Raw genomic sequence first — 11510 nt, 5'->3', positions numbered from 1 at the left:
ATGAGTCTATCCCGGAGATCGCTGCTCGCCTCAGGTTCGGCCGCTCTTGCGGCGGCAAGCTGGGGATGGCCGACAACGTCGTGCGCCGCCTCCTCGATCGTGGCCACGACCTATCCGGGCAGCTTTGACGAAGCCTTCCGCTCGGTGGTCGGGCCCGCTTTCAAGAAAGCCAGCGACAGCAGCGTCACCTTCACGCCGCTGCTCGGCGTCGACCAGATCGGCAAGATCCAGGCCTCGCGCAACGCGCCGCCCTTCGACGTGGTACTGTTCGACGAGGGGCCGCTGATCCCCGCGATTGCGAGCGGCGTCCTGGAAAAATTCCCGGTCGAGCAGTCGAAATCCTTTGCCGACGTTCCAAGCGCATTCCGTCATCCTGACGGTTACGCGCCGGTCATCACCTGTCAGCTGATCGGCATCGCCTACAACCCGAAGAAGATCACGACGCCGCCGACCTCGTGGGAGGATCTGTGGAAGCCGGAATACAAGGGGCGCGTCGGCATCACCGGGCTCGGCTCGAGCCTCGGCACCGCCTTCATGGTCGAGATCGCGAAGCTCAACGGCGGCTCCGAAACCAACATCGAGCCGGCCTTCGAGGCCATCAAGAAGCTGCTGCCGAATGTCGGCGCGATCGCGGCTTCGCCCGGCGCACTGGCTGCGCTGTTCCAGCAGGGCGAGATCGATATCGCCTTCAATTTCTGGAACAACGTGGCGTTGCTCGCCGCCAAGGGCGTCGACATCGCCTTCGCCAAACCGAAGTCCGGCGCGGTCGTGATCCGCACCAGCGCGCAGATCGTGAAGAACAATCAGGACCCCAAGGCGGTGCTGGACTATCTCGACACGGTGATGTCGGTCGAGACGCAGAAGGGGCTGGAAGCTTCGCCCTGGGTGATGATGCCCACTAACGGCAAGGTGCCGCTGACCGGCGCAAACCTCACCGTTGCCAAGAGCGTCGACGACCTCGTCGCCAGCAATGTGCTGCTCGACTGGACCAAATTCCAGGCGCAGCGCGGCGAATGGATCACCCGCTTCAGCAAGGAAGTGAAGATCTAGATGGCACCGGCCGGCACGAGCGCATCAAGACAGCTGCTGCCGGTGGCTCCGCTGGCAGTGCTGTTTCTTGCAGCCTTCGTGCTGCCGCTGGCCGCGCTTGTGCTGGTCAGCCTGTTCCGCGATCCACAATTCTCGGGCCTGTCGCTGGTCCAATATCTTCGTTTCCTGTCCGACCCGTTCAGCCTCGGGGTGCTGACGGACACGCTGTGGCTCGGCGCCGAGGTCGCGCTGGCGGCGCTGGTCCTCGCCTATCCGCTCGCGCTGGTCTACGTCGCGAGCGGCGCGTTCATGCGCACGCTGATCACCTTCCTGATCATGCTGCCGCTCCTGACCAGCACGGTGGTGCGCACCTTTGCCTGGATCGTCATCCTCGGCCGCGACGGCATCATCAACTCGGCGATGCTGTCACTCGGGTTCTGGCAGGCGCCGGCCCGGCTGCTCTACACCTGGGAGGGCATGGTTCTGGCGCTGACCCAAATCCAGCTTCCCTTGATGGCTCTGCCTGTCATCAACAGCCTGCTGCGGCTCGACGGCAATCTGACACGGGCGGCGGAAGGGCTTGGCGCGAGTCGCGCGCGCATTTTCATCACGGTCATCCTGCCGCTGACGCTGCCGGGCGCGATTGCCGGCTGGCTCCTCGTCTTCGCGGCGGCTGCGACCGCCTTCATCACCCAGACGCTGGTCGGCGGCGGACGCATCATCCTGATGCCGTCTTATATCTACCAGCAGGCGGTCGGCGTGCAGGACTGGCCGTTCTCGGCCGCGCTGTCGCTGATCTTCACGCTGGCCGTGACCGGCATCGTCTTCGCCATCGGCGCGCTGTCCCGCCGCTACGTGCGAGGCGTCGATGCAGCGTAGCCTCGTCGACCGCGCCTATTCCGCCGTCGTCGGAACGATCACTGGCTTCGGCATGCTGCTGCTGCTGGCGCCGACGCTGGTCGTCGTCATCATTTCCTTCACCGGCGGCATCACGCTGAGATTTCCGCCGCCGAGCTGGTCGCTGCGCTGGTATGTCGAGCTGCTGCAATCGCAGGAAATCATCGAGCCTGCGCTGACCAGTCTCAAGGTCGCGGCGGCGGCGACGATCCTCTCCGCGGTGCTGGGCGGCGCAGCAGCGCTTGGGCTCGCGCGCAGCCGGCTGAAGATCGCGCGCGCACTCGATGCGCTGTTCATGTCACCGATGGTGCTACCTGCCATGGCCTTCGGCCTGTCGCTGCTGCTGGTCTTCAATCTGCTCGGCATCCGCCTGTCGGCGGCGACGCTGGTGCTCGGCCACACCATCATCTGCGTGCCCTTCGTGATCCGGATGGTCGGGGCGTCAGTGCAGCAGCTCAATCCGGTGCTGATCACCTGCTCGCTCAGCCTTGGCGCCAGCCACTGGTACACCTTCCGCCGCGTCACGCTGCCGCTGATCCGCCGCGGCATCGTGGCGAGCTGCTTTGTGGCGTTCCTGACCTCGTTCGACAATGTTCCGGTGTCGCTGTTCCTGGCCGACGCACGCACCGAAGTGCTACCGATCAAGCTCTGGGCGATCCTCGAAGGCAGCCTCGATGTGCGCGTCGCCGCCGTCTCCGGCGTCATCGTACTCGTGACGTTGGCCGGTCTCGTCTGTGCGGAAATCTTCGGCGGCATCAGCCGTCAGATCGGGAACCGCTGACCATGCCGATCGAACGCGACCTTCGCGGATATGGCCGGGCACGCCCCGATGTCGTCTGGCCCAACGGCGCCCGTGTCGCGGTGTCGCTGGTGGTGAATTTCGAGGAAGGCGCCGAGCTCGCCGTGGAGCAGGGCGACGCGGAAACGGAACGTTACGGGGAGGTCGCCTCGAAATCGCCGCCAGGCATTCGCGATCTCGTGCAGGAGCAGGTGTTCGACTACGGCATGCGCGTGGGCTTGTGGCGCTTCCTCGACGCCTTCACGCATGCCAATGTCCGCTCAACCTTCATGATGTGCGGCCGTGCCGTCGAGCGCGTGCCGGACCTTGCGCGTGCCGCGGTCGAAGCCGGGCACGAGCCCGCGGTGCACGGCTGGCGCTGGCTGCCGCACGCGCTCTATGGCGATGCCGAGACCGAGCGGCGCGACATCGAGAAGACGCGCGACGTCATTACGCGTGCGACCGGCGTCACACCAGTCGGCTTCATGACGCGCGGCAGCCAGAGCGCCTGGACGCGTGATATCCTGATCGAACTCGGCTTCGCCTACGATTCCAATGCACTCGATGACGACCTGCCCTATTGGAGCGGGTCACCAAAGGGATCGATGCTGATCCTGCCCTACGGCTTCGACACCAACGATATGAAGTTCTTCCACCCCAACGGCTTTGTGCAGCCGGAGGATTTTCCAAACTATGTCAGCGCCGCGCTCGCGACGCTGACCGAGGAAGCCGAACGCGGCCGCTCCGCGATGCTGTCGATCGGCCTTCACCTGCGCATTTGCGGCCGGCCGGCGCGCTTCCGTGCCGTGAAGGCCATTCTCGCCGAGCTTGCGCGGCTCGATGGTCGGGTCTGGGTCGCGACACGCGCCGACATCGCGGCGCATTTCGTGCGGTGGCGCGCTAGGCCGCCCGCACCCCCGCAACGAAAGCGCTGACCTCGTCTTCCAGCGATTGCAGCTTCTGCGACAGCCGGCCGCTCGATTGCAGCACCAGGCCGGCGGCCTGGCCGGTCTCCGCAGTCGCATCCGTCACACCCGAGATGTTCTGCGAAACCTGGTCGGTGCCGGAGGCGGCCTCGCGTACGCTGTGAGCGATCGCCGCGGTCGCGGCGCCCTGCTCCTCGACCGCTGCGGCGATCGACGAGGAGATCTCGTTGACCTCCATGATGGTGCTGCGGATGCTCTCGATGTTGCCGACGACCTGGTTGGTCTCGGCCTGGATCGCGGTAATCTGCGCGCCGATCTCGTCGGTCGCCTTCGCGGTCTGGCTCGCCAGCGACTTCACTTCGCTTGCCACCACCGCGAAGCCCTTACCGGCCTCGCCGGCGCGCGCCGCCTCGATGGTGGCGTTGAGCGCGAGCAGATTGGTCTGCGAGGCGATCTGGTTGATGAGGTCGATGACCTCGCCGATCTTGTGCGCGGCCGCCGCCAGCCCCTGCACGGTGTCGTTGGTGCGCTGACCGTCGGCAGCGGCCTTGTCGGCCACGGTTGCAGCCTGCGCGACGCGCTGGCTGATCTCGGTGATCGAGGACGACAGCTGCGCGGCGGCGGAGGCCACCGTCTGCACGTTGCTCGAAGCCTGCTGGCAGGCGGTGGCGACGAAGCTCGCGCGGTCGGTCGCCTTGTTGGCGGTCTCGGACATGCCCTGCGCGGCCTGCTGCATCGCGCGCGCCTCGTTGAAGACGTCGCGGACGACGGCCTGAACGTTCGCCTCGAACTTGCCGGCGAGATCGGTCATCGTCTTGCGCTTCTCCTCGTCGGCCTTCTGCTTCGTCTCCTGCTGTTCGGCGTGCATCCGGCCGACCGCCGACGCATTGTCCTTGAACACGGCGAGCGCCTTGGCGAGCCCGCCGATCTCGTCGCGACGATCGGTATGGGGCACGTCGAACGCGCTGTCGCCGGCGGCGAGGCGATCGGTGAGCGCGGTGATCTTCGCCAGCGGCCGGGTCACGCTGCGGCCGATCACGAAGGAGGCGCCGAGCACGAGCACGAACACGACCAGGCACACCACGGCGAAGGTCATCGCATTCTGGCGGAAGACGGCATCGACGTCGTCGAGATAGATACCGGTGCCGATGATCCAGCCCCAGGGCGCAAAGCCCTTCACATAGGAGATTTTTCCGACCGGCTGGTCGAAGCCGGGCTTCGGCCAGAGGTAGCTGTAGAAGCCCGCGCCCTGCTTCTTGACGACGTCGACGAAGCCGACGAACAGCGCGTTGCCGGACGGATCCTTCATCCCGGCGAGATCCTTGCCGTCGAGCTCGGGCTTGATCGGGTGCATGACCATCTTGGGGGTCATGTCGTTCAGCCAGAAATACTCGACCTTGTCGTAGCGCAGGCTTTTGATCTCGGCGATCGCGCCGGCCTGGGCCTGCTCGCGTGGGAGTTTTCCCTCGCTTTCGAGCTTCTGGTAGTGCGCCAGAATGCCGTAGCCGACATCGACCATGTGCTGCGTCTTGGCCTCACGGTCCGCGATCATCTGCGCGCGCAGGGTCGAGAGCGCGATCGGCGCCAGCGCGATCATGCCGAGAAGGCTGATGCCGACAATCAGAACCAGCTTGAAACTGATGCGGGAGAAAAACATCGGTGCTCGCAAGAATTGGAAGGGCTGATATGCCAGTTTATCCCGCTTCCCTTAGCAAAGCTTTAAGCATTCGGGTTCCCCCAACCCCCGCAGGATTCCGTAGGATCCTACCGGCATGCCGCGGACGGCCTCGCAGGTTCACGACGCGGGCTGCATCCAAGATGCGAACTCTTCAAAACTAGAAGACCTCGACATCGCCCCTCCGAGCGTTGACTTGCAGGGGGCTCTGACGGAACGATCGGCGCAGATCATGAGCGCCAGCCGGGCATGGGCGCAGCCGGAGGCCAGAGGCTCAATGCATCAATCAACATCGACAGGATCCCTCGACCTTCCGGCGCTGAGCGCAGCGGAGCGGCTCTTCATTTGGGGATTTCGGGCCAAGGCCCGCAGCGGAAGCGCTGTTCCGACCTCGGCCGATATCCAGCAAGTCTACGACCACTTTCGCGTGGGCGACGCCGTGCCTTCGCTGGAATCCATCATCGAGATCTTTGCCTGCACGGCGCATACGGCCATCGCGGTGCACTGCCCGACCTGCCCGCGCATGTCCGACAGCGAGCACGGCATATTGCGAGCAATCGTCGCCGCGCAGCAAGAGCGCGACGATATCGCGCGCGAGCAGTTCGAATGCTGGCTGCCGCCTGTCGGCGCCGATTGGGCTCTCGCACCCGTGCGGGGGCTTGCAACGATCTTCCGCATGGCGGGTCTCATCCTGCCCGCCCGGCACGTTCCGTCTCTCGCCCATGACCGGACGATGGCGATGAAGAGCTGGCTGGTCGGAAGCCCCACGTTGCACTGACCGGGATCGCACATGATGCATGATAGTTCCGGCTTTGTGCCCGTCACGGAAGCCGGCCAGGCGCGGCTCTGTCCGCTCCGGGCCGCGCTTGCGACGCGGCCTGACGTCGAGAGCTACGATGATTTTGGCCGCGTCACGCTCTCGCTGTTCCGGTTCATCGCTGCCGCCTATGCGACCGGCGCGTCCGATTGCTGGGAGGCCGCCTATCGCCTTGCCGACGAGGCGCCTGGCATCGCCGATAGCCCGCTGCTGGTCGCACGCGTTGCCGCGCTCGTCAGAATCCTGCGTAGCGGCCGGCCCTGCCAATTGTGCTTCATGCCGCCATCGTGCCGGCGCCTGTCGAAGGACGAGGCGGAATTGATGCGGCTGCTGGCGGTGGCGCGCGGCAGCCAGGCGGGTGAGCTCGAATCCGCCGTCTGCCAGTTTGTCGGCAGCGAGAACGAGACCGTGACGACGCGGGCGGTCAACGCGCTCGCGGTCTGCTGACACCTAGCCGCCCTTCTTGCCGAGCACGAGATCGATGGTGTGGGACGCGATCTTGCGGAGCTGAGGCTCATTGCCGAAGGCACGTTCGAGCACGGCGAGGCCGCGCGTCACCGTGATGATGTGCAGCGCTGCGGCCGCGGAATTGCCGTTGAATTCACCGCGCGCCGCACCCGCCGACAAGGTCTCCTGAACCAGAACGGTGATGCGCGAGATGAGGTTCGCGAAGGCTTGCCGCGCCTCCTCGTCCAGCCCCTCGCCTTCGGCCGCGCCGAGTTCCATCAAGCCGCGCGTGGTCGGACATCCGCGCGGCGGCGAGCCGGAGCGGAAATTTGTGATGGTCAGGTCGAAGAACGCGGTGAGGCGCTTTCGCAAGCTGCCCGCGGCGAGCGCCTTTTGCAGCGCAAGGAAATAATCGCCCGCGTAGCGCTCATAGGCCTGGAGGAACAGCGCCTCCTTGCTGCCGAACGCATTGTAGAGGCTGCCGCGCTGGACACCGGCGTCGCGCGCGATGTCCGACAGCGAGGTGCCGCGGACGCCCTTGCGCCAGAACTGGTCGAATGCGATGCGCAGGACGTCGTCGTGGTCGAACTCGCGCGGCCTCAAGCTTTGCTCCCGTCAGGCTGTATTTGACACTCTGTCAACAACATGATTTCTTGACGCGGTGTTAAAAACAAGCTGGGGCCAATGCGCCCTTTCGTCAACGAGGAATTCGCGATGCCTCTCCTCCACATCTCGATGCGCGCCGGAAAACCGGAAGCCTACCGGCAGGCGATCCTCGACGGCCTCTATCGCGCCATGCGCGAGACCCTGAACGTCCCCGAAGGCGATGAGTTCATGACCATCAGCGAGCTTTCGCCCGCGAACTTCCGCTGCGGCAATGCCTACGGCGTCACGCGCAGCGACGACGCCGTGCTGATCCAGATCACCGTGTTCGCCTCGCGCACCCCCGAGGAAAAAAAGGCGCTGTACCGCCGGATTGCGGACCTTCTCGGCGAGAACCCGGGCATCCGGCCCGAGGACGTGTTCGTGAACGTACTCGACGCGCCGGCGGCGAACTGGTCCGTTGGAAACGGCATCGCACAATTCGCTTGAGTTTGCCGAAACCGCTGACGCCCTCTTGAGAATTGCCGGCCGGAGGGATCTGATGGGCTGCGGAGTACACCTCCTCCAAGCCGAACCGGGGACGTGAGCGGCATGACCATGTCGGTGGAGCAATTGTGGAGCCTGCCGGAGACCGCGCTGATCGGTGCCTACGCGGAGGCGCGGCGGCGCTACGCGGAAAAGAAGTTCGAGCGTGACACCCAGCGGGCGCGGCTCGAATGGATGCGCGCCAAGCTGTTCGTCAACACGCAAGGCAGCGTCACCGAGCGCAAGATGGCGGTCGACGTCTCCGAGGAACTGGCGCGCAAGGGCCAGGAGATGCGCGAGATGACGCGCGATCTCGACATGCTGAAGATCGAGGTCGACGTGATCGACACCATGATTCGGCTGCGCGGCGCGCACGGCGCTCCACCGGTTCACGCCGACGAAACCGCCGAGAAGCCGACCGAGCCGGAGGGGGAGTGAGATGGCCGCATTTCGGGGAAGCTGCCTGTGCGGCGAGGTTGCGTTCGAGGTCGAGGGGCCGTTCGATCGATTCCTCAACTGCCATTGCTCACGCTGCCGCAAGGCAACCGGAGCCGCGCATGCCTGCGAGGTGATCGTGACGGCGGGGGCGCTGCGCTGGCTGCACGGAGAAACATCCGTCGCGCGCTTCGATCTGCCCAATGCACGAAGCTTCGCGACGGCGTTCTGCAGGACCTGCGGCAGCCCGATGCCGCATCTGACGCGCAGCGGACGCGAAGCGATCATCCACGCCGGCGCGTTCGACGAGCCGCTGGGCGCGACGCCCGACCGGCATGCCCAGTGGACCTCACGCGCAGACTGGTATGTGCACGGCGACGGATTGCCGGTAGAGAACTGAGGCAACGCGCGGTCAGGTGTTGCGCGATTTGACCTGACATGCCTCGCTCGAAGCAGGCTATCCACCGGCAACGCACGTCTCCATGATCCCGTCGAGTTCGGCCTTCGAGAGCACCCCGAGCTCGGCGATGAAAACGATCCGCGCACGCGGCACGCCCGGCGTCGGCAGTTCGCCAGGCGCCAGCGTGGCGCGGCCGGCGGCGAATTGAAACACCATCTGGCGCCCGGGCTGCTCGACGGTCTCGAACAGGCCCTTTGCCCGCGCGAGTTTTGGCGCAAGCTGGCCGATCGCCTGCTGCAGGCGGGGCAGCGAGATCGGACGTTCCGAGGTCCAGCTCAGCGTTTCGAAGCGTTGCTCTGCCGGACGTTTCGGTCCGGGCTCGCGTAGCGGCGGCGCGCGGTCGACGGTTGCGGGAAACAGCAGGGCGGACGGAATCTCGCCGTGCTGCGCATCGACCACCACGGCAGGAACGCGCTGCGCGCGGATGGCCTCGCGCATCCGCCCGCCCGCGCCCTCGTCCGCCAGATCCAGCTTGCTCAGCGCCACGATGTCGGCGACGCGCAGCTGCGAACGATGCAGCGCATCGTCCAGGGCGCCCGGGGGCGTCGCCGCGTCGATCACGCAGAGCACCGTCTCCAGCGGCGCCTCGCGCAGGATCACGGGATCCATCAAGTTACGCACGATCTCGGCGGGATCGGCGACGCCGCTGGTCTCGATGACGATGTATTCCGGCTTCGGATCACGCCGCAGCAGCGTCGCGAGCGTGCGCAGCAGGTCGCCTTCGAGCGAGCAGCAGATGCAGCCATTGGCGAGGCTGACCACGCCGTCGCTCGCGCCCGCGATCAGCTCGGCATCGATGTTGATCGCGCCGAAATCATTGACCACAGCGGCGATCCGCCGCCCTTCCGCATGCGCCAGCAGATGGTTGACGACCGTGGTCTTGCCGGCCCCCAAGAAACCCGTCACCAGGAGAATGGGGACCGGCATGTCTCAGCCCCGAACGACGGGGCGGCGCACGGGACGGCCGGGCCGCGCCGCGACGTCCAACACACCATCTGTGATCAGCGGTTGGCCGCTGACCACGAGATGCCGCACGCCTTCGGAGGGGCGGTTCATCGCCGTGAAGGTCGCGCGGTCCGAGAGCTTCTCGTAGTCGAACACGACGATGTCGGCATCGGCATCCTTCGCGAGCCGGCCCTTGGCGCGCATCGCGGGCGTGCTCTGCGACAGGATCTCCGCCGGGATCAGCGCGCATTTGCGCACGCCTTCGAGCAGCGACACGGTCTTGCGCTCGCGTACCCATTCGCGGATGAATTTGGTGAAGCAGCCCGCCGAGCGCGGATGCGAGGTGGCGTCGTCCGGCAGCGGCCAGGCATCGCCGGTGTAGGTCTTGCCGTCCGACGTCGTCCACGGCATCGCGTCGGAGGCGATGGCGCCGCCGGGATAGAGCACCGACATGTCGAGGAGGTCGCGGTGATGCGCATTGTTCTCGGTGTCGAGAATGTGCCACAGCACCAGCGAGGACGGCTCTTCCGCCTGCGCCTTCAGGAGCTCCTCGCGATCGCTGAAGCGATGGCCGTCGGTGACCCGCTGCACGGAATCGTAACCGGTGCCGTTGCGCTCGACGAATTCGGGGTCGCTGAAGAACGCCGCCGCCAGCACGGTCGAGCCGGTGCCGTAGGGATAGGCCTCGACCGTAATCGGCAGGCCCTGGGCCTGCGCTTTCGCGATCAGCACGCGGCAGCGCTCGACGTCGGTCTTGCTCGACGAGTTGAAATGGCAGATGTGCATGTGCGCGCCGGTGGCGCCGGCATAGCCGATCAGGCGGATATAGGCCTCCGCCGCGCTCTCGGGGTCGACCCGCGACATGTAGGCGACATGCGTGAAGGTCGGCACGTCCTGCGCGGCGGCGAGCTGGCACACCGCGGTCAGCTCCTGCACCCCGGCGCCCGGGGCATAGGCATTCAAGATGCCGATGCCGATGCCGCCCTCGTTCAGGCCGCGCGAAAGGCGCTCCAGAATGCCGGCGACCTCGGCATCGCTCGCCACGTTGTCCATCCAGCGGCGATCGCGCATGGCATTGCCGAACGCCTCCAGCGAGCTCTCCGCATTGGAGCCCGTCATCGCGCCGATGCGCGCGAAAGCCCAGTTGGTCGCGGCGCCGTAGTTCAGCACGCGTCCCTTCCGCGCCTGGCGCTCATACCAGGACCCGACCGGCAGCACGCCGGCTTCGAGATCGAGCGTCGTCGTGACGCCGTCGAACGCCTGCATGCGATCGGCGGGGAGCGACTGGCCATGCGCGTGCAGGTCGATGAAGCCGGGCGCGACCACGAGCCCGGTCGCGTCGATCACCCGCTCGGAGCTGCCGAGCCCCGTTCCGACCGCGGCGACCTTGCCGTCCACTACCGCCACATCCCCGATGGCGTCCATTCCGCTGGCGGGATCCACCACCCGACCGCCAGAGATCACCAAGCCGCTCATATCGTCACTCCCTCACGCTGAGCTCGCATCAAGGCAGATTCCGGGAGCAACGACCACCTCCACCGATGCCGACGCATCATGCTCGCAAGCAAGGCTCGCAAGGAAGGCTCGAAAGGGAGGTCAATTCACATGCGGGTCGCGGACACGCGCTCGCGCTCTCGCGGCAGAATTTGCCCGAGCTATGCTTCTCGCTTCACCCCCTCCGAAAGGAAAGGGCGCAGGGAAGACCGGGCGCCGGCTGGCACCCATAAAAACCCCCATGCGAACTGATTGCACACGCAATGCACAGGGGAGACACAGGGCAGCCGAGACCAGGCCTTCCCTGCGCGATGGTTTGACGGCCTATGCCGCGCTCTCCCCGGAGACGAGTTCCTTCTTGCCTCCGTCACCTCCGCGAAATTCACGGCACCGCGCCGGTTGACGCGCTGACGCCTTCGCAAAGGCTTGACCGTAGCAACGACGGCCAGGACCACACGGTTTCGCCGTACGCGAGCTAC

The 11510-nt window shown here is 66.0% G+C and carries 13 protein-coding genes; 9 read left to right on the top strand and 4 right to left on the bottom strand.

Features of this window, described 5'->3' with window-relative positions; genetic code table 11:
• The 4 genes from AC0L21_RS15510 to AC0L21_RS15495 are packed head-to-tail and all read left to right on the top strand — an operon-like array spanning window position 1 to window position 3639.
• Entirely contained in the window at window positions 1-1050 is a 1050-nt protein-coding gene (locus tag AC0L21_RS15510) for an ABC transporter substrate-binding protein (RefSeq protein ID WP_473262705.1), read from the top strand.
• Window positions 1051-1908 (top strand): ABC transporter permease, encoded by an 858-nt coding sequence (locus AC0L21_RS15505; RefSeq protein ID WP_473262704.1) that lies wholly within the window; start codon window positions 1051-1053, stop codon window positions 1906-1908.
• Window positions 1898-2707, top strand: a complete 810-nt coding sequence (locus AC0L21_RS15500) for an ABC transporter permease (protein WP_473262703.1) — start codon at window positions 1898-1900, stop codon at window positions 2705-2707. Before AC0L21_RS15505 ends, AC0L21_RS15500 begins: the two co-directional genes overlap by 11 nt.
• Window positions 2708-2709: 2 nt before the next feature.
• Window positions 2710-3639: a polysaccharide deacetylase family protein gene (locus AC0L21_RS15495; protein ID WP_473262702.1), complete on the top strand. Its 930-nt coding sequence runs from the start codon at window positions 2710-2712 to the stop codon at window positions 3637-3639.
• Here AC0L21_RS15495 and AC0L21_RS15490 read toward each other — a convergent pair.
• Window positions 3605-5287 (bottom strand): methyl-accepting chemotaxis protein, encoded by a 1683-nt coding sequence (locus AC0L21_RS15490; RefSeq protein ID WP_473262701.1) that lies wholly within the window; start codon window positions 5285-5287, stop codon window positions 3605-3607. The genes AC0L21_RS15495 and AC0L21_RS15490 overlap by 35 nt on opposite strands.
• Before the next feature lie 115 nt (window positions 5288-5402).
• Between AC0L21_RS15490 and AC0L21_RS15485 the strand changes: the two genes are divergently transcribed.
• Window positions 5403-6083 carry a hypothetical protein gene (locus tag AC0L21_RS15485; protein WP_473262700.1) on the top strand — a complete coding sequence of 227 codons (681 nt, stop codon included), beginning with the start codon at window positions 5403-5405 and terminating at the stop codon, window positions 6081-6083.
• A gap of 12 nt (window positions 6084-6095) precedes the next feature.
• Entirely contained in the window at window positions 6096-6569 is a 474-nt protein-coding gene (locus AC0L21_RS15480; RefSeq protein ID WP_473262699.1) for a hypothetical protein, read from the top strand.
• 3 nt (window positions 6570-6572) lie between these two features.
• Here the strand turns inward: AC0L21_RS15480 and AC0L21_RS15475 are convergent, their stop codons facing one another.
• Entirely contained in the window at window positions 6573-7172 is a 600-nt protein-coding gene (locus tag AC0L21_RS15475; RefSeq protein ID WP_473262698.1) for a TetR/AcrR family transcriptional regulator, read from the bottom strand.
• 111 nt (window positions 7173-7283) lie between these two features.
• On the opposite strand from AC0L21_RS15475, the gene AC0L21_RS15470 reads away from it, so the two are divergent.
• From AC0L21_RS15470 to AC0L21_RS15460, 3 genes are all read left to right on the top strand, one after another.
• Window positions 7284-7661 carry a tautomerase family protein gene (locus tag AC0L21_RS15470; protein WP_473262697.1) on the top strand — a complete coding sequence of 126 codons (378 nt, stop codon included), beginning with the start codon at window positions 7284-7286 and terminating at the stop codon, window positions 7659-7661.
• A gap of 102 nt (window positions 7662-7763) precedes the next feature.
• Window positions 7764-8135 (top strand): hypothetical protein, encoded by a 372-nt coding sequence (locus AC0L21_RS15465; protein WP_473262696.1) that lies wholly within the window; start codon window positions 7764-7766, stop codon window positions 8133-8135.
• 1 nt (window position 8136) lies between these two features.
• The gene (locus AC0L21_RS15460) at window positions 8137-8532 is read left to right on the top strand and encodes a GFA family protein (RefSeq protein WP_473262695.1); all 396 of its coding nucleotides are present in this window, start codon (window positions 8137-8139) and stop codon (window positions 8530-8532) included.
• Window positions 8533-8589: 57 nt separating this feature from the next.
• Here AC0L21_RS15460 and AC0L21_RS15455 read toward each other — a convergent pair whose 3' ends face one another.
• Window positions 8590-9519, bottom strand: a complete 930-nt coding sequence (locus tag AC0L21_RS15455) for a CobW family GTP-binding protein (protein ID WP_473262694.1) — start codon at window positions 9517-9519, stop codon at window positions 8590-8592.
• A 3-nt stretch (window positions 9520-9522) separates the two neighbouring features.
• The gene (locus AC0L21_RS15450) at window positions 9523-11013 is read right to left on the bottom strand and encodes an amidohydrolase family protein (protein WP_473262693.1); all 1491 of its coding nucleotides are present in this window, start codon (window positions 11011-11013) and stop codon (window positions 9523-9525) included.
• Window positions 11014-11510: the final 497 nt, after the last annotated feature.

This window comes from Bradyrhizobium sp. WSM4873 (genome assembly GCF_055811355.1).
Note: the sequence above shows the minus strand (reverse complement) of the source record. Positions and strands in the feature narration are given on the sequence as shown.